Raw genomic sequence first — 20839 nt, forward strand, 5'->3', positions numbered from 1 at the left:
TCTCTGCCATGACCACCAGCCGCGAAAAAATCCTGTTTGCCCGCACGCTCAAGTCCGCGCGCCTGGGTTTGCCCGATGCCCAGTACGAGGTGGGCCTCATGTATGCCAATGGCGTGGGCGGCCCGCAGGACTTCAAACAGGCCGTCCACTGGATACGCCAGGCTGCCGAGCGCGGCCATGTGCCGGCCCAGTATCTGCTGGCCACACGCTATGCCAGCGGCGTAGCGATAGAAAAAAGCGAAGCCCAGGCCTTTCACTGGTTCCTGCGCGCTGCCGCCCAAGGCCACCCCAAGGCGCATTACCGCCTCGGCCGCCTGCACTCCGCGCCGCAGGCCGAGGCCGCCTTTTCCAGCTACCTCAAGGCCGCCGAACTGGGCATGGCTGAGGCCCAGTTGGCAGTGGCCGAGGCTCTGGCCAACGGCCAGGGCGTGACCCAGGACCTCGAGCGCGCTTGGGGCTGGGCGTACAAAGCGGCAGAGCAGGGTCTGGCCACGGCCCAACACCGGCTGGGTGATATGTACCTGCACGGCGAAGGCGTGGCGCCCGATGCCGAGCAGGCCTTCCTCTGGTATCGGCGTGCCGCCGCCCAGCGCCATGCGCCTGCCCAGGTCGCCATGGAAATGCTGGAAGACAGCGATACCTCCCTGCCCACCGGGCGCAGCGGCGCGCGCCGCAAGCGCGGGGGCGCTGAGCGTCGCCAGGCTCAACCGTCTGACTGGGCTGCCGCAGCAGAACATGGCGACGCCAATACCTGGTACCACTTGGGCTTGATGTTTGCGCAGGGCCTGGGCGTGCCTGAGGATGAGGAGCAGGCAGAACACTGGTACCAGCGTGCCGCCCTTGCTGGCGACGCGCGCGCGCAGTTGGGTCTGGCAGAGCTGCTGGAGGCCCGGCAGGCCTTCGGCGCCGACGAGTGGTACCAGCGTGCCGCCGAACAGGACCAGCCCACCGCCCAACTGGCGCTGGCGCGCAGGCTCACCGAGACCGGCCATGGCGCGCTTCGCGACCCCATGCAAGGCCTGGCCTGGTATCTGCGCGCTGGCGAGCATAAGGACGCCAGGGGCTGGCGCGAGCTGGCTGAGCTACTGGCTGGCAGTGCGTCCGAGCTGGCGCAAATCAGTTACCGCAAGGCGGCCGACGCAGGCGATGCCCAAGCCCAGTATGTACTGGCCCAGCAATACGCCACGGGCAGTGCGGGCGCGTCCCTGGACGCGGTCGCTGCATTCCGCTGGTACCAGCTGGCGGCTGAGCAGGGCCACAGGGAGGCGCAAAGCGCGCTGGGCGCCTGCTATCTCGCGGGCAATGGCGTGGCACGCGACCCGCACCAGGCGCTCACTTGGTTGCTCAAGGCGGCCGAGCAGGGCGACCCCAAGGCCCAGTGGAACCTGGGCGCGGTCTACACCAGTGGCCAAGACGGGCTCAAGCGCGACCTGCCACTGGCCTTTCGTTGGTGCCAGAAGGCTGCCTCTGCTGGCTTTGTGCCGGCCCAGGCCACGCTGGGCGTGATGTTTGCCAAGGCCAAAGACTTTGAGCAGTCCGCGCGCTGGCTGCACAAGGCCTCCGCTCAGGGTGACGCCGAGGCCCAGTACAACCTGGCCAATGCCTATATCAAGGGGCTGGGGGTGCCGCAGGACCTGCATCAGGCGTTTGTGTGGATGGTGTCGGCTGCCGAGCAGGGTATTCCCCAGGCCCAGTCGCGCCTAGGCCTGATGTTTGCGACCGGAGAGGGCGCGGTGCTGGATCCGGTGGAGGCCCACAAATGGCTGTTGATTGCGGCGCAGGCGGGTGATGCCACAGCCTTACCCAATCTGAAGCGCTCGGAAATCCTGTTGGGGCTGGCGCAAATCAGGGAAGCCAAGCGCCGGGCGGAGGCTTGGTTTAAGGTTAGTGAGGGCAAACTTTCTTGAAAATAAATGCAACAAAGGTGACTGGCGCGTAAAAATACCTACTTTTCCCGCCTCTATCCTGTGTTTCTGGTGCGGGGTTGTGCGGTAAGGTGCTGCTTTTATAGGCAGTCCTGCCCTTGAGTCGAAGCAAAACGCAGAATTGATTTAAGTTTTGAAAAAAGATGTCGTTATGAAGGAACGGGCGAACTCCATTGGTGGAGGGCGTTTGCGCGTTTTCGTGGTCGGCGACTCATTTGCATCATCGTGGTGGATGCAAATAAATAGGAATAGAGGTTAAACATGGCAGCATCAAATTTCATTCTGGGTAGTACAACCGCGCAGATTGCGGCCCTGACTACCAAACAGATCACTGGGCTGTCCACCGATGACTTTGGGGCGTTGACGACGGCCCAGATAGGGGCCCTGACTACGGCCAACCTTGTCATCCTCACCTCCGACCAGTTCCAGTCGCTGTCCACCACGGCAATAGGTGCGTTGCGCACCAACCAGGTCCAGGCCCTCACCACCGACGAAGTCGTTGCGCTGACCACCGCGCAGATCGGCGTGCTGAGCTCCGGTGCCCTGGCTGCCCTGAGTACCAAGCAGCTGGCCGCGATCGAAACCACCGACATTCAGGCCCTGTCCACCTACCAGGTCTCCAACCTCTCGACCACCTTCCTGCAGTCGCTGACCACCGATCAGATCGCTGCCATCGAGACTCAGGACATCCGTGCGCTGACCACCACCCAGCTCGGCGCCATTGGCACCAGCACGATTGCGGCCCTGTCGACCGACCAGATTCAAGCGCTGGACACCAAGCAGCTTGGCGCCCTCAGCACCACTGGCGTTAAAGCGCTGACCACCGACCAGATCGTGGCATTGACCACGGCCCAGGTCTCGGGTCTGAGCACGCGTACCGTCCAAGCCCTGACCACCACGGCGATTGCGGCCCTGACCACCGACCAGATTGGCGTGATTAACACGACCAGCTTGGCGGCACTCACCACTGGCCAGATCAAGGCCCTGAGCACCGACGCGATTGCTGCGCTGTCTACCTACCAGGTTGCTAACCTGACCACGGGCACCATGGCTGCGCTGACGACTGCGCAGGTGGCCGCCATTGAGACCACCGATATCCAGGCCCTGCGTACCAGTCAATTGGCCGGCCTCGCCACCTCGACTGTCCAGGCGCTGACCACCGACCAGATCATCGCGCTGACCAGCGATCAGGTTTCGAACCTGACCACGGCCACCTTCAAGGCTCTGACCAGCGACCAGATTGCTGCCATTGAGACCACGGACATCCAGGCTCTGCGTACCAGCCAATTGGCCGGCCTCGCCACCTCGACTGTCCAAGCGCTGACCAGCGATCAGATCATTGCGCTGACGACGTCCCAAGTCTCCAACCTGACTACAGCCACGCTGGCTGCGCTGACGACGGCGCAAGTTCAGGCGATTGAAACAACCGACATCCGCGCGCTGACTACAGGTCAACTGGGTGCCATTGGTACCAGTACTGTTGCTGCACTGTCTACTGATCAAATCCAGGCCCTGGATACCAAGCAGCTCGGTGCCTTGGGTACTGCGGCGGTGAAGGCGCTGACGACTGACCAGATCGTTGCGCTGACCACGGACCAAGTTTCCGGTCTGAACACGCGTACCGTACAGGCGCTGACCACCACGGCGATTGCCGCGCTGACCACCGAGCAGATCGGTGTGGTCAATACCGCCGGCTTGGCCGCGCTGACCACGGGCCAGATCAAGGCCTTGTCCACCGACGCGATTGCTGCGTTGTCGACCTACCAGGTCGCCAACCTGACCACCACTATCCTGGGCTCACTTACCACGGCGCAGGTCGCCGCCATTGAGACCACCGATATCCAGGCCCTGCGTACCAGCCAACTGGCCGGCCTCGCCACCTCGACTGTCCAGGCGCTGACCACCGACCAGATCATCGCGCTGACCAGCGATCAGGTTTCGAACCTGACCACGGCCACCTTCAAGGCCCTGAGCAGCGACCAAGTCGCGGCGATCGAGACCACCGACATCCAGGCGTTGCGCACCAGCCAGCTCGCGGGCCTTGCGACCTCGACCGTTCAGGCGCTGACCAGCGATCAGATCATTGCGCTGACCACTACCCAGGTCTCCAATCTGACGACGGCAACCTTGGCTGCGCTGACTACAGCGCAAGTTCAGGCGATTGAAACAACCGACATTCGCGCGCTGACCACGGGTCAACTGGGTGCCATTGGCACCAGTACCGTTGCCGCGTTGTCCACTGATCAAATCCAGGCGCTGGATACCAAGCAGTTGGGTGCCTTGGGCACCTCGGCCGTACGTGCATTGACCACTGATCAGGTGGTGGCGCTGACGACCAGCCAGGTCTCCGGCTTGACCACGCGCACCGTTCAGGCCCTGACCACAACTGCGATTGCGGCCCTGACCACCGACCAGATTGGTGTCATCAATTCTGCTGGCCTGGCCGCACTGACCACCGGCCAGGTGAAGGCCTTGAGCACCGACGCGATTGCTGCGTTGTCCACCTACCAGGTCTCGAACCTGACGACAGGGACGCTGAGTGCGCTGACCACCGACCAGGTGGCCGCGATCGAGACCACCGATATCCAGGTGTTGCGCACCAGCCAGTTGGCAGGCCTTGCCACCTCCACCGTCCAGGCTCTGACGAGCGACCAGATCATTGCGCTGACCAGCGATCAAGTCTCCAACCTGACCACGGCTACCCTCAAGGCTTTGACCAGTGACCAAGTCGCTGCAATTGAAACGGCTGACATCCAGGCCCTGCGCTCCAGTCAACTGGCCGGTTTGGCCAGTTCCACGGTCCAGGCCCTGACCAGTGACCAGATCATCGCGCTGACAACAACGCAGGTTTCCACGCTGACCACGGCCACCTTGGCCGCACTGACCACGGCACAAGTCCAGGCGATTGAAACCAGTGACATCCGCGCGCTGACAACCGGCCAACTGGGTTCCATTGGCACCAGCACCGTGGCGGCCCTGTCGACCGACCAGATCCAGGCATTGAGCACCAGCCAACTGGGTGCTTTGGGTACCTCTGCCGTGCGTGCCCTGACGACCGATCAGATTGTCGCGCTGACCACCAGCCAAGTCTCCGGCCTCAATACTCGCACTGTGCAGGCGCTGACGACCACGGCCGTGGCCGCGCTGACGACCGACCAGATCGGCGTCATTAACACCGCCGGCTTGGCCGCATTGACCACCACGCAGGTCAAGGCGCTGAGCACCGATGCGATTGCCGCGCTGTCGACCTACCAGGTTTCTAACCTGACCACCGCTACCCTGGGTGCGTTGACCACAGAACAAGTCGCTGCCATTGAGACGACCGATATCCAGGCCCTCCGAACTAGCCAACTGGCCGGCCTCGCCACTTCGACGGTCCAGGCCCTGAGCAGCGATCAGATCATTGCGCTGACCAGCGACCAAGTCTCCAACCTGACTACTGCCACCCTCAAGGCCCTGACCAGCACGCAGATCCAGTCCATCGAGACAGGTGACATCCAGGCACTTCGTTCCAGCCAGTTGGCTGGTCTCGCCAGTTCCACGGTCCAGGCCCTGACCAGTGACCAGATCATTGCGCTGACGACGCAGCAGGTCTCCACGCTGACCACGGCCACGCTGGCCGCATTGACGACGACGCAAGTCCAGGCGATTGAAACCAGTGACATCCGTGCGCTGACCACCGGTCAACTGGGTTCCATCGGAACCAGCACGGTTGCCGCTCTGAGCACCGATCAGATTCAGGCCTTGAGCACCAGTCAGCTGGGTGCCTTGGGCACTTCTGCAGTCCGTGCTTTGAGCACCGATCAGATCGTTGCGCTGACGACCAGCCAGGTCTCCGGCCTCAATACCCGCACGGTCCAGGCGCTGACCACTACCGCGATTGCCGCGCTGACGACCGACCAGATTGGCGCTATCAACACCACCGGCTTGGCGGCCCTGACGACCACTCAGGTCAAAGCGCTGTCGACCGATGCGATTGCCGCGCTGTCGACCTACCAGGTCTCCAACCTGACCACGGCCACCATGGCTGCGCTGACGACTGCGCAAGTGGCAGCCATTGAGACCACCGATATCCAGGCCCTGCGCACCAGCCAGCTGGCCGGGTTGGCGACTTCCACGGTTCAGGCCCTGACCACCGACCAGATCATCGCGCTGACCAGTGACCAGGTTTCGAACCTGACCACGGCAACTTTCAAGGCCTTGAGCAGCGACCAGATCGCCGCTATCGAAACCGCCGACATCCAGGCTCTGCGCAGCAGCCAACTGGCTGGCCTCGCGACCTCGACCGTGCAGGCACTGACCAGCGACCAGATCATTGCGTTGACAACAACGCAGGTCTCCACGCTGACGACGGCGACACTGGCTGCCCTGACGACTGCACAAGTCCAGGCGATTGAGACCAGCGACATTCGTGCGCTGACTACCGGCCAACTGGGCTCCATTGGCACCAGCACCGTGGCGGCCCTGTCGACCGACCAGATCCAGGCCTTGAGCACCAGTCAGCTGGGTGCCTTGGGCACTGCTGCGGTACGTGCGCTGAGTACAGATCAAATTGTGGCTTTGACCACGAGCCAAGTCTCTGGCCTCAATACCCGTACCATCCAAGCGCTGACCACGACCGCGATTGCCGCCCTGACGACCGATCAGATCGGCGTTGTGAACACAGCCGGCTTGGCTGCCTTGACGACCACGCAGGTCAAGGCGCTCTCGACTGACGCGATCGGCGCGCTTTCGACCTATCAAGTCTCCAACCTGACTACGGCCACTCTGGGGGCGTTGACCACAGAACAAGTCGCTGCCATTGAGACGACCGATATCCAGGCCCTCCGAACTAGCCAACTGGCCGGCCTCGCCACTTCGACGGTCCAGGCCCTGAGCAGCGATCAGATCATTGCGCTGACCAGCGACCAAGTCTCCAACCTGACTACTGCCACCCTCAAGGCCCTGACCAGCACGCAGATCCAGTCCATCGAGACAGGTGACATCCAGGCACTTCGTTCCAGCCAGTTGGCCGGTCTCGCCAGTTCCACGGTCCAGGCTCTGACCAGTGACCAGATCATTGCGCTGACTACGACTCAGGTCTCTACACTGACCACGGCGACGCTAGCAGCTCTGACGACGGCACAAGTCCAGTCGATTGAGACCACGGACATCCGTGCGCTGACGACCAGCCAGTTGGGTTCCATTGGTACCAGCACGGTTGCCGCCCTGAGCACGGATCAGATCCAAGCGTTGAGCACCAGCCAACTGGGTGCGCTGGGTACCGCAGCGGTGAAGGCTCTATCCACCGATCAGGTGGTGGCGCTGACGACCAGCCAAGTCTCCGGCCTGAGTACGCGTACTGTGCAGGCGCTGACGACCACCGCCGTGGCTGCGCTGACCACCGACCAGATCGGTGTGATCAACACGACCAGTTTGGCGGCTCTGACCAGCGGTCAGATCAAGGCCCTGTCGACCGACGCGGTTGCTGCCTTGTCTACATACCAAGTGGCCAACCTGACCACGGCCACCATGGCGGCGCTCACAACAGCGCAAGTGGCGGCTATTGAAACCACCGATATCCAGGCCCTGCGCACCAGCCAGCTGGCCGGTTTGGCGACCTCTACGGTTCAAGCGCTGAGCAGTGATCAGATCATTGCGCTGACGACTGACCAGGTGGCCAACCTGACGACAGCTACGCTCAAGGCCCTGAGCAGCGACCAGATTGCTGCCATCGAGACGACGGACATTCAAGCGCTGCGTAGCAGCCAACTGGCTGGCCTCGCGACCTCGACTGTGCAAGCGCTGACCAGCGACCAGATCATTGCGCTGACCACTACCCAGGTCTCCACGCTGACCACGGCGACCTTGGCGGCCCTGACGACTGCACAAGTGCAGTCGATTGAGACCAGCGATATTCGTGCGTTGACCACCGGTCAACTGGGCTCCATCGGCACCAGCACCGTGGCCGCCTTGAGTACCGACCAGATCCAGGCCCTGAGCACCAGCCAGTTGGGCGCTCTGGGTACGGCGGCGGTGAAGGCGCTGTCCACTGATCAGGTGGTGGCACTGACGACCGGTCAGGTCTCGGGTCTGAGCACCCGCACCGTCCAAGCCCTGACCACGACGGCGATTGCAGCCCTGACGACCGACCAGATCAGTGTGGTCAACACAACCAGCTTGGCGGCCCTGACCACGGGTCAGATCAAGGCCTTGTCCACTGACGCGATTGCGGCCTTGTCCACTTACCAGGTGGCCAACCTGACCACCGCTACCATGGCTGCGCTGACGACCGCGCAAGTGGCAGCGATCGAAACTACGGACATTCAGGCTCTGCGTACCAGCCAACTGGCCGGCCTTGCGACCTCCACCGTCCAGGCGCTGAGCAGCGACCAGATCATTGCGCTGACGACTGACCAGGTTGCCAACCTGACGACGGCGACTCTGAAGGCCCTCTCCAGCGACCAAGTGGCTGCGATCGAAACTGCGGACATTCAAGCGCTGCGTAGCAGTCAACTGGCTGGCCTCGCGACCTCGACCGTACAAGCGCTGACCAGCGACCAGATCATTGCGTTGACAACGACGCAGGTGTCCACGCTGACGACGGCGACCTTGGCGGCGCTCACGACGGCCCAAGTGCAGTCGATCGAGACCAATGACATCCGTGCGCTGACGACCAGCCAGCTCGGCTCCATCGGAACCAGCACGGTGGCCGCCCTGAGCACGGATCAGATCCAGGCCCTGAGCACCAGCCAGTTGGGCGCTCTGGGTACCTCGGCTGTGCGTGCCCTGACCACCGACCAGATCGTGGCCCTGACCACGGCCCAGGTCTCTGGCCTCAATACCCGCACCGTGCAGGCGCTGACGACCACTGCTGTGGCGGCGCTGACCACCGACCAAATTGGCGTGATCAACACGACCAGTCTGGCCGCGCTGACGACCACTCAGGTGAAAGCCCTGAGCACTGATGCGATTGCCGCGCTGTCTACCTACCAGGTCTCCAACCTGACAACGGCGACCTTGGGTGCGCTGACGACAGCGCAAGTTGCCGCGATTGAGACGACCGACATCCAGGCGCTGCGATCCAGCCAGCTCGCCGGTTTGGCGACGGCTACGGTGCAGGCGCTGACCAGCGACCAGATCATTGCCCTGACGACAACGCAGGTTTCCAACCTGACGACTGCGACCCTCAAGGCCTTGACCAGCGACCAAGTGGCTGCCATCGAGACGACGGACATCCAGGCCCTGCGTTCCAGCCAGCTTGCCGGCTTGGTGAGCACGACAGTGCAAGCGCTGACCAGCGACCAGATCATTGCGCTGACGACCACCCAGGTCTCCACGCTGACCACGGCGACCCTGGCGGCGCTCACGACCGCGCAAGTGCAGTCGATTGAGACCAGCGACATCCGTGCGCTGACCACCAGCCAGTTGGGCTCCATTGGCACCAGCACGGTGGCTGCTCTGAGCACGGACCAGATCCAGGCCCTGAGCACCAGCCAGCTGGGTGCCCTGGGCACCTCTGCGGTCCGTGCCTTGACGACCGACCAGATCGTGGCGCTGACGACCGATCAAGTCTCCGGCCTGAGCACACGCACGGTCCAAGCGCTGACGACGACCGCAGTAGCTGCGCTGACGACCGACCAAATCGGTGTAGTCAATACTGCTGGCTTGGCTGCGCTGACGACCACGCAGGTCAAGGCGCTTTCCACCGATGCGGTGGCGGCCCTGTCCACCTACCAGGTCTCCAACCTGACTACGGCTACCCTGGGTGCCTTGACGACTGCGCAAGTAGCGGCCATTGAGACCAGTGATATTCAGGCCCTGCGCACCAGCCAACTGGCCGGTCTGGCCACAGCGAATGTGCAGGCCCTGACCAGCGACCAGATCGTTGCGCTGACCAGTGACCAGGTCTCCAACCTGACGACCGCCACCTTGCGTGCGCTGACAACGGCCCAGGTGCAGTCCATCGAAACGGCTGACATCCAGGCCCTGCGTTCCAGTCAGCTCGCCGGTTTGGTGAGCACGACAGTGCAAGCGCTGACTAGCGACCAGATCATCGCGCTGACGACCACCCAGGTTTCCACGCTGACCACGGCGACGTTGGCGGCGCTGACGACGGCTCAGGTGCAGTCGATTGAGACTACGGACATCCGTGCGCTGACGACTAGCCAGCTGGGTTCGATTGGTACCAGCACTGTGGCAGCCCTGAGCAGCGATCAGATCCAGGCCTTGAGCACCAGCCAGCTGGGCGCCCTGGGGACCTCGGCTGTGCGTGCCCTGACCACCGACCAGATCGTGGCCCTGACTACGGGCCAGGTCTCCGGTCTGAGCACCCGTACCGTGCAAGCGCTGACGACGACTGCAGTAGCTGCGCTGACGACCGACCAGATTGGTGTGGTCAATACTGCCGGCTTGGCTGCGCTGACGACCACACAGGTCAAGGCGCTGTCGACCGATGCGATTGGAGCGCTGTCGACCTACCAGGTTGCCAACTTGACGACGGCGACCCTGGGTGCACTGACCACAGACCAAGTCGCTGCGATTGAGACCACGGACATCCAGGCACTGCGCACCAGCCAACTGGCCGGTCTGGCCACCTCCACGGTGCAAGCGTTGACCAGCGACCAAATCGTTGCGCTGACGACCGACCAGGTCTCCAACCTGACCACGGCTACGCTGAAGGCGCTGACCACGACCCAGGTGCAGGCGATCGAGACGACCGACATCCAGGCGCTGCGCTCCAGCCAGCTGGCCGGTCTGGTGAGCACCACGGTGCAGGCCCTGACCAGTGACCAGATCATTGCGCTGACCACCACCCAAGTCTCCACGTTGACCACGGCGACCTTGGCCGCGCTGACGACGGCCCAGGTGCAGTCGATCGAGACCGCGGACATCCGTGCGCTGACGACCAGCCAGCTGGGTTCCATTGGTACAAGCACGGTGGCAGCCCTGAGCACGGATCAGATCCAGGCCTTGAGCACCAACCAGCTGGGTTCTCTGGGCACCTCTGCGGTGAAGGCCCTGACGACGGACCAGATCGTGGCCCTGACCACGAGCCAGGTCTCCGGTCTGAGCACGCGCACCGTGCAAGCGCTGACGACCACATCCGTGGCGGCGCTGACGACTGACCAGATCAGTGTGATCAACACAGCTGGTTTGGCTGCGCTGACGACGACACAGGTCAAGGCCCTGAGTACCGAGGCGATTGGAGCACTGTCCACTTACCAAGTCTCCAACCTGACGACGACAGCGCTGGGTGCCCTGACTACGGCGCAGGTGGCTGCAATCGAGACGACAGACATCCAGGCCATGCGCACCAGCCAGTTGGCAGGTCTCTCGACCTCCACGGTGCAGGCGCTGACCAGCGACCAGCTGATTGCGCTGACTACGGATCAGATCCAGGCCATCTCTACCGCCGGTATCAAGGCGCTGAGTACCGACCAGATCGTGGCGATCGAGACGGCGGATATCGCGGTGCTGACCACCCGTCAGCTCAGCGCCATGTCTACGGCACAGACTTACTCGTTCACGACCACCCAGGTCGAGGCGCTGCAGTCTAGCCAGATTGCCGCCTTCGGCACAGCCGCCTACCAGTACCTGACGACGGGCACGCCAATCATCCTGGATCTGAATGGTGATGGGGTGCGCACGCAAAGCATCGATGCGGGCGTGAAGTTCGACTTGTTCGCTGAAGGTTCTGCCATCCAGACGGGCTGGGTCAGCTCCAGCGACGGTTTGCTGGTCTTGGACCGCAACCACGACGGCAAGATCAACGACGGCTCCGAACTGTTCGGTTCGTCCACGGTCCTGTCCAACGGTCAGAAGGCCAGCGACGGTTACACCGCCCTGCGTGAGCTCGACAGCAACCAGGACGGCGTGATCAGCAGCGATGACGAGGCTTACGGCGCCCTGCGTGTCTGGATTGACAGCAACTCGGACGGTATCAGTAACGAAAGCGAACTCCACACGCTGTCCTCGCTTGGCATCGCCAAGATCAGCGTCAATGCGACGGCGGGTACTGGCACCGATAACGGCAACATCCTGGGCTTGAACTCCAGCTACGAGACTACGGATGGCGTCACCCATGACGCGGCCGACGTATGGTTCTTGGCCAACCGTACCCCGACAGCGGCGACCACCACGCCGACGGCGACCAGCACCGTGGACAGCGCCATTGCGGCCCTGAACACAACGACGGCCAGTACCACTGCGGTGGAGACTCCGCCAGCGCAGGGCGCCGTAGCAGCTACCGCAGCGGCGGCGGAGTTGCCGCCAGTGGTGGCGGCCGCAGCGGCCAGCACCGGGGCCAGCGAGGCACCGCCCGCGGTGAGCGGCACGACCAGCGCGTTGCGCGCCCAGGTCAGCAACATGGCGCAGGCCATGGGCTCCTTCGTCGAGGCTGGTCTGAACCCGCCTGCAACGGCAGCACCTGGCGCAGCGGCGGGCGAAACAGCGGCCTCGTCGCTCAGCCCGGTGGCGCTGGCTGTCAATAGCATGGCCGACGCGATGAAGCAGTTCGATGCCAATGGCAACGCAGCGGGGGCGCCGAGCCTGGGGGTTTCTGCCCAGCCGGCACTCAAGCTCAACACTGGAGCCAACCCGGGGGCGGGGGATATCCTCACCACAGGGGGAAAGACCTGATTTAACTTCCATGTGAAGCCACATCGGCCGCTGGGTTACGTGATGCAAAGGCTGCTCAACGTCCTGCCCATTCCCTATCCAGGGGCTGATGTGCCATGACCGGGTCCATGAACTATGTGGTATCTATTGCTATTGCTGGTATCACCGTCCATAGGAAGATTCGCTGAGACCCTTTCCGACCGTTTTGCCGAATTTGGCAATTGGCTGACCAATCTGTTCGGGCTCAAGGAACGTGCAGCGGATCCTCCGGCCCCGCCGGTTGTCGTCTACCCTCCCGTCTATCCGCTTAACACGGCGACGATTCCAGGGCTCACCACCGCCCAGGTGCAGCAGATCACGACTTCACAGATCGTGGCGCTCAACACCGAAGAAGTTCAGTCCTTTACGACGGATGGCATCGCCGCGCTGCTGACCTCGCAATTGGCCGCGCTCGAAACGATCGATTTCGCCGCACTCACCACCGACCAAATCGTCGCGCTCACCACCTATCAGGTGCCCAATCTGGTGACGGCTGATGTGGCCGCGCTGACGACCGACCAGGTTGTTGCCATCGAAACCCGGGATGTGGCCACGCTGACGCAAAGCCAGGTGGTCGCGTTGACCACGGACCAGATCGTGGCGCTGACGACGGACCAGATCTCGGCCATTTCGACCAACTCCCTGCAGGCCCTGACAACCGGCCAGGTGCGCGCCATCGAAACCCAGGACATCGAGGCGCTGAGCACCAACCAGGTCCGCGCCCTGACCACGCGCGAGGTGAATGCACTAACTACCGACCAGATCGTGGCGCTGACCACGGGTCAGATTTCCGCCATCACCACCAATGCGATACGCGCGCTGACCACCGAGCAGGTGCGTGCCATCGAGACCCAGGACATCCAGGCGCTGACCACAACCCAGGTGCGTGCCATGACCACGCAGGAACTTAGCGTGTTCACGACCGGCCAGGTGCTGGCGCTGACTACGGCGCAGTACAACGCACTGACCACAGCGCAGCAGGCGGCACTGCCGCCCATGCCGCTCTACATCCCGGGCTTGAGCACGGCCCAGATTGCTGCGCTGACCACGGCCCAGATCGTTTCACTCTCCACCGACGACATCGTCATCCTCTCCACCGCCCAGATTCAGGCCCTGACCACGCGTGCCATCACGCTGCTCAACACCGAGCAGATTCAGGCCATGGAGACGCAGGACGTGGCGGTGCTGCTGACATCCCAGATCGCCGTCATCAGTTCGCAGCAAACCATGGTCATGACCACCACCCAGGTGGAGGCGTTGACCAGCGAGCAGATTCCGGCCTTCACCACCACCGCCTACCAGTACCTGACCACGGGCACGCCCATCATCCTGGACCTGGACGGCAACGGTGTGCGCACCCAGGGTATCGACGCCGGTGTGCGCTTCGACCTGTTTGCCAACGGCTCGCCGGTGCGCACCGGCTGGGTCAGCGCCACCGATGGTCTGTTGGTGTTGGACCGTAACCACGATGGCAAGATCAACGACGGCTCTGAACTATTCGGCTCGTCCACCGTGCTCTCCAACGGGCAGAAGGCCAGCGACGGCTACGCCGCGCTGCGCGAACTCGATAGCAACCACGACGGCGTCATCAGCCAGGACGACACCGCCTATGGCGATCTGCGCATCTGGATAGACGGCAACTCTGACGGCGTCAGCGACGAGAGCGAGCTGCACACCTTGACCTCGTTGGGTATTGCCAAAATCAACCTCGCCACGACGGCGGGTACGGCCACCGACAACGGCAACATCCTGGGCCTGAACTCCAGCTACGAAACCACCGACGGTGCCACCCATGACGCGGCTGACGTCTGGTTCCTGACGGACCGCCTGTCCGCAGCGCAGACGGTCACGCAGACGGCTGCACCTGCCATGACGCAGCCCACGGCGCGCGTCACAGGATCGGTGGACAGTGCAATTGCGGCGCTCAACCCCGCCATCGTCGCCCCGACTCCGCCGCCTGCGGCAGCCCCTGCGCCGATACAACCCACAGCGCAGCCAGCCGTGTTGGCGGTAGCCCCTGTCAGCGAGCCACAGCCGCTAGTGCTGGGCAATACAAGTGCATTGCGTGCCCAAGTCAGCAATATGGCCCAGGCGCTGGGCTCTTTTGTCGACGCGGGCATGACGCCCGCTGCACCAACCGCAGCCAACACAGAGGGCAGGGCAGGCGCGTCCGGCCCGGTTGCTTTGGTCGTGAGCAGCATGGCCGACGCTATGCAGCAGTTCGATGCCCATGGCCAACGGGTCGCCATGCCCGGGCTCGGCGTGGCCAGTCCTTCTGCACCCAAGTTCCACTCCGGTGCCCCGCCCGGCAGTGGCGGTGTGCTCGCCAGTGCCGAGCCGAAATAGCCCGTTTTTTCGCCCCCAATTGGTGGGTTTACATCGTTGATGCCATGTTGAAATAGTTGCTCCCCCAGTGGGACTTACTTCAACCATGGCCGATCGTTTTCCGCATACCACCATCCAGTGCCTAGCCGCTATTGCGCAGCATCACCGCCTGCCAATCAACCCTGAGCGCTTGATTGAGGACTACGCTTTGGGCGCGGAAGAGCCCACCAAGGCCACGGTGCTGCGCATTGCGGCCGATATCGGCCTCAAGGCCCGTGTCGACACGCTGAGCTGGGATGCGCTGCAGGCCCAGGGCGGCGTGTTTCCCATCATTGCGCGCATGAAGGATGGCAACTGCGTCATCGTCATGGCCGCTTCCCCCAACGAGGGCGGCCAGGTCGCCATCCTCAACCCCCTGGCCGACAATCCCACCGCGGTGTTGCTGGTCGGGCGCGAGCAGTTCACGGCACAGTGGGGCGGCGAAGTCTTCTTCATGAAGCGGATCTTCGCCAACACCGAGACCGCACAGCCTTTCGGGTTCCGCTGGTTCCTGCCTGAAATCCTGCAGCAGAAGTCGGCCTTCCGCGACATTGCCATCGCCGCCATGGCCATGCACTTTCTGTCGCTGGCCTCGCCCATGTTCTTCCAGCTGGTCATCGACAAGGTGCTGGTGCACCAGAGCATCTCCACGCTGTGGGTGTTGGGCGTGGGGGTGGTGATGGCGCTGGCGTTTGACTCCCTGCTGGGTTTTTTGCGCCAGATTCTTACCATCTCGGCCTCCAACAAGATCGACATGCGCCTGACCCGGCGCACCTTCGCCCATCTGCTCTCGCTGCCGATTGACTATTTCGAGACCACCACGGCCGGTGTGGTGACGCGCTACATGCAACAGGTCGAGCGCATCCGCGCCTTCCTCACCGGGCGCATGTTCTTTACCGCGCTGGATGCGACCTCGCTGATCATCTTTCTGCCCATCCTGTTCGCCTACTCGGTGCCGCTGGCGCTGGTGACTCTGGTGTTCACGCTGATGATTGCGGGTGTGGTCATGATCATGGTGCCCATCTTCCAGCGCCGCCTCAACGACCTGAATATTGCCGAGGGCTCACGCCAGTCCATGCTGGTGGAAACCATCCACGGCATGCGCACCATTAAAGCGCTGGCTATCGAGCCCGCGCAGCGCCGCCAGTGGGACCAGCGCTCGGCCCAGGCCATCAACATGCATTTCCGCGTGGGCAAGGTCGCCATCACCGGCAATGCCATCACCGACTTTCTGGGCAAGCTGCTGCCCGTGGTCATCATCGTCATGGGCACCCAGCTGGTGTTTGATCAGACCCTCACGGTGGGCGCGCTGATTGGTTTCCAGATGATTTCCGGGCGCGTGATCTCGCCGCTGCTGGCCATTGTGTCCCTGGTCAATGAATACCAGGAAGTGGCGCTGTCGGTGCGCATGCTGGGCGAGGTGATGAACCGGCCCTCCGAAGGCCGTGCCGGTGCCGGCGGGCTGCGGCCCGAGCTGGTGGGTGAGATCTCGTTTGACAACGTCACCTTCCGCTACCCCGGCTCCAGCGTGACCGCGCTGGACCGCGCCAGCCTCACCATCCAGGCCGGCACCGTGGTCGGCATCGTGGGCCGCAGCGGCTCGGGCAAGACCACGCTAACCAAGCTGATCCAGGGTCTGTACAGCGTGCAGGAAGGCATCGTGCGGTTTGACCGCGTGGATGCGCGCGAGATTGAGCTGGCCCACATGCGGCGCCAGATTGGTGTGGTGTTGCAGGAGAATTTCCTGTTCCGAGGTACCATCCGCGAGAACATTGCCGCGGCCCGGCCCGAGGCGCCGTTTGAAGAGATCGTGGCGGCGGCTGACGCTGCAGGTGCGGCCGAATTCATCGAGCGCATGCCCCAGGGCTACAACACCATGCTGGAAGAAAACGCCACCAACCTCTCCGGTGGCCAGAAGCAACGGCTCTCGATCGCGCGCACGCTGCTGACCAAGCCACGCATCCTGATCCTGGATGAAGCTGCCAGCGCGCTGGACCCTGAGAGCGAGGCCATCTTCATCAACAACCTGTCCCGCATCGCCGTGGGGCGGACGGTCATCATGATTTCGCACCGCCTGTCCACCCTGGTCAATGCGCACGCCATCCTGGTCATGCAGCAGGGCAAGCTCATGGACAGCGGACGCCATCAGGAGCTGTTGACCCGCTGCGAGCCTTACCAGCATCTCTGGAACCAGCAGACCAGCCACCTATGAGCAAGTGGTTCACATCCTCCCGTGGCAAAACGGTCATCGAGTACCTGCCCGATGCCGACGAGCTCGAGCGCAGCCCGGTACCGCGCTGGGCGCAGGTCACGCTGCGCGTGCTGCTGCTGGCCGTATTCAGCTTTGGCGCCTGGGCGGCCATCTCCGAGCTTGACCAGGTGGTTGTGGCGCGGGGCAGCCTGGTGAACCCCATGCCGAACGTGGTGGTGCAACCGCTGGAAACCTCCATCGTGCAAAGTATCGACGTACGCATCGGCCAGCTCGTCAAAAAGGGCGATTCCCTCGCCACACTGGACGCTACCTTCATCCAGGCGGATGAAAACGTGTTGCGCTTGCGACTGGACAGCCTGGAAACCCAGGCCAAGGGCCTGGAGGAAGAGCTGGCCGGCAAAGTCGCCGCCAGGCCCAAGACCGGCAGCAGCGAAGACGACGTGCTGCAGGCCAACCTGGTCAACGAACGCCGCGCCAACTACCGGGCCCAGCAGCAGCGCATTGCAGAGTCCGTGGGCCGGCTGCGCGCTGCGCTGGCCGCCAACCGGCGCGACCAGAAGCTGGCTGCTGCGCGCCTGGCCTCGCTCAAGAACATCGAAACCATGCAGGAAAAGATGGTGGCGCAGAAGTTTGGCGCACCGCTGCAGCTCATGGAAGCGCAGATCAAGAGCAAGGAAGTCGAGCGCGATCTGGAGGCGGTGACCAACCGCGAGCAGGAAATCGTGCGCGAACTCGCCGCTGCCGAGGCCGAGAGTGTGGCGTTCGAGAAGGGCTGGCGCCAGAAGGCCATGGAAGACCTGCTCAGCGTCACGCGCGAGCGCGACGCGGTGCGCGAGCAGATCCAGAAGGCCGACAAGCGCCACCGCCTGGTCACGCTGACCGCGCCGCTGGACGCCGTGGTGCTCGACATCGCCAAATTCTCGCCGGGCTCCATCGTGCGCGAGGCCGAGACCTTTTTCACGCTGGTACCCATCAACGCTCAACTGGAGGCCGAGGTGCAGATCGACTCCGCCGATATTGGTTATGTCAAATCCGGTGCCGAGGCCCGGCTCAAGCTCGACGCCTTCCCCTTCCAGCGCCACGGCACCATGAATGCCAAAATTCGCACCATCAGCGAAGACGCCTTCCGCCGCGACAACTCCTCCAAGGGCAATGGCGAGGTCTACTACCTCTCGCGCATGACCCTGGACGGCGTGGCGCTCAAGAACATGGTGGAAAGCGCACGCCTCATGCCTGGCATGACCCTGTCGGCCGAAGTCATCGTGGGCAAACGCTCGGTCCTGTCGTACCTGGCCTGGCCGCTGACCAAGGGTCTGGGCGAAGCCGCCCGGGAGCCCTGAGTCTTCCCTCTGGTGGGTTGTGCTTGCCATGGCCAGCCCTCCGTTCGAGGAAATAGCATTCCATTTACCCGGCATATCTCGCCGTGGGGTGTGGGCGGTCCCATTAGGATGGCCGCATGCAGTCAACTGGCAAGTTCCCGGTCAAGCCGCGCGGTATAAAGCGTGAGAATGCAGGCGTTTTGGTTTGGGGGCCGGAGCGTCCGCAGACCGTGGCCGCCTCGGGCAGGGTGCTGGCTGCTATACATTACATAGCTGCTTGCGCACATTCGACGCGGGCTGGAACCCTATTTGGCTACTAATCGTTTGCACATGGACGCATCCCGAAAAACGCTGGTGGTAGAAGGTTGGCGCGGCATCAACCATTCGTTTGCCTTGGTCAACCAATTCCAGCTGCTGGAACTGATCCGGCGGCAGGATACAGCGCTGCGCCATGTGGACGCGCCCTTCCACTACCCGCATTGGAGCCGTGCCATCAACGGTGCCGGCTTCAGCGCCGCCGACGAGGCTAGCCTCTCGGCCGTCCCGGCCTGGGAAGGGCAGGGCCTGGCCGATTGGCAGTACCGCATCTTTTCCCCCGTGGACCTGCGCGCGCCCCAGTACGGCCGGCGCCTGGCCGTGTTTGCCGTGACCGAGTGCGGTCTGGATGCCAAGTACTTTGCGCCCGGGAGCGATGTGAAGAGTTTCGAGGCCCAGGGCAGCATCATCGTCACCCCCAGCCACTGGTCACGCGACCGCATCATTGACTTCGGCTTCCAGCCTGAGACCGTGCAGGTGGTGCCCCATGCGGCCAGCGCCAGCTACTTCCAGCCGCTGCCGGCCGAGGTCAACACGGCGCAGCGCAGTGCCCTGGGCTTTGGTGCGGACGAGGTGCTGCTGCTCAATATTGGCGCGGCGATCTGGAACAAGGGCATCGACGTGCTGCTCAAGGGTTTTGCGTTGGCACGCCAGCAGCGCAAGGACCTGCGCCTGGTGTTCAAGGACCAGCGCAACACCTATGGCATCTCGGGCGAGAACTTCGTGCAGACCACGCTGGCCGCGGCCGGTCTGCTCTCGGCCGATGTGCTGGGCGCCATCACCCTGATTCCCGCGAATCTGACCATGGCGCAGATGAATAGCATCTACAACGTCTGCGACTGCTATGTCTCGCCCTACCGGGCCGAAGGCTTCAACCTGCCGGTCTACGAAGCCCTGGCCTGCCAGACCCCGGTTATCGTCACTGAAGGCGGTGCCACCGACGACTTCGCACGCGGCGAAGGTGCGCGCACCATTCGTTCCACCCTGTACCGCAATGCCGTGGTGCAGCAGCGAGAGGTCTCGGGTTACTGCGAGCCTGATGTGGACCATCTGGTCGAGCTGCTGGTGCAGACGGGTCAGAAGTCCGGCCGCGCCGCGCCTGTGCCGCCCCCCACCATCCATGACTGGCAGGCGCCCGTGGCGCAGCTGCTGGCGCTCATGCCCTAACCCAGATCGGCGAGGCCCCGACTCCATGCGTTCCATCCATATCTATTGCGACGGCGGTTTTGGCAACCGCTTCAACGGCCTGATTGCCGGCCTGGCCCTGGCCAAGGCGGCGGGTCTGGCGCCCATCGTGGTCTGGCCGCGCAACAACTGGTGTGGCGCCTCCTACGAGGAGCTCATCGCTACCCCCGCGACCGTGATCGAGCGTGAGCTTTCTTCTTACGCTCCCGAGAAGGACCAATTTCAGTTCTTCACCATTGAGGACCATCTGGGCATGGGCTTCCCATTCCAGTCGCCGCTGCAGATGCCCAGTCTGGATAGCGCCTTGAGCTACCTGCACTCCAGCGACAAGGATGTGCACTTTCACACCCCGCTGATCCCGCCCTTTCTGGAGCCCACTGCGGTGTACCCCGAGGTACAGGCCCTGCAATTTCAACCTGCCTTGTTGGCCCAGGTGCAGGACTTCATGGCGCAGCAGCAGCTTACCGAGTTTTTTGGCATCCATATCCGCAAGACCGACTTTGGTGCCAATGCGTCGGACGATGTGAACCTCTACCAGCTGGTGCGCGATGTGCCGCACAAGCGCTTCTTTGTCTGCTCCGACGACAAGGATGTGGAGGCGCGCTTTGGTGCCCTGCCCAATGTGGTGATGTACCCCAAGCGCGCCTATGTGGAAAAGCTGGTCGATGGCGGCTGGAACACGCCCACGGCCGATCACAGCGGCCGCGTCTATGCCTGCAATGTGAATCGCAGCGCGCTCAGCGTGGAGGACGCCATCATTGACCTGCTGCTGCTCTCGTACTCGCAGATCGTGAGCACCTCCAACAGCACCTTCCGCAATACCGCACTGCTGCTGCAGAACGTGCGCCGCGTTGCTGCGGCAGCCGCTGCTTGAAAAGATC

Annotated in this window: 7 protein-coding genes; all 7 read left to right on the plus strand. The window is 63.2% G+C overall.

Annotation, left to right across the window (positions count from 1 at the left end; genetic code table 11):
* The first annotated feature begins 8 nt into the window (after positions 1-8).
* The 7 genes from AC1RNN_RS15785 to AC1RNN_RS15815 all read left to right on the plus strand — a co-directional run bounded on the left by AC1RNN_RS15785 (position 9) and on the right by AC1RNN_RS15815 (position 20832).
* Complete coding sequence (locus tag AC1RNN_RS15785; protein WP_493090197.1) at positions 9-1907, plus strand: SEL1-like repeat protein; 1899 nt, start codon at positions 9-11, stop codon at positions 1905-1907.
* Positions 1908-2186: 279 nt separating this feature from the next.
* A complete protein-coding gene (locus AC1RNN_RS15790; RefSeq protein ID WP_493090195.1) occupies positions 2187-12545 on the plus strand; it encodes a beta strand repeat-containing protein in 10359 nt (3452 codons plus the stop codon).
* A 126-nt stretch (positions 12546-12671) separates the two neighbouring features.
* Positions 12672-14909, plus strand: a complete 2238-nt coding sequence (locus AC1RNN_RS15795) for an SPM autocatalytic domain-containing protein (protein WP_493137462.1) — start codon at positions 12672-12674, stop codon at positions 14907-14909.
* A gap of 85 nt (positions 14910-14994) precedes the next feature.
* Entirely contained in the window at positions 14995-17139 is a 2145-nt protein-coding gene (locus AC1RNN_RS15800) for a peptidase domain-containing ABC transporter (RefSeq protein ID WP_493090191.1), read from the plus strand.
* Positions 17136-18479, plus strand: a complete 1344-nt coding sequence (locus tag AC1RNN_RS15805; protein ID WP_493090190.1) for an HlyD family type I secretion periplasmic adaptor subunit — start codon at positions 17136-17138, stop codon at positions 18477-18479. Before AC1RNN_RS15800 ends, AC1RNN_RS15805 begins: the two co-directional genes overlap by 4 nt.
* A gap of 309 nt (positions 18480-18788) precedes the next feature.
* Entirely contained in the window at positions 18789-19940 is a 1152-nt protein-coding gene (locus tag AC1RNN_RS15810; protein WP_493090189.1) for a glycosyltransferase, read from the plus strand.
* 25 nt (positions 19941-19965) lie between these two features.
* Positions 19966-20832, plus strand: coding sequence for an O-fucosyltransferase family protein (locus AC1RNN_RS15815; RefSeq protein ID WP_493090187.1), 867 nt, complete (start codon positions 19966-19968; stop codon positions 20830-20832).
* Positions 20833-20839: the final 7 nt, after the last annotated feature.

The organism is Rhodoferax sp. GW822-FHT02D07 (assembly GCF_058802405.1).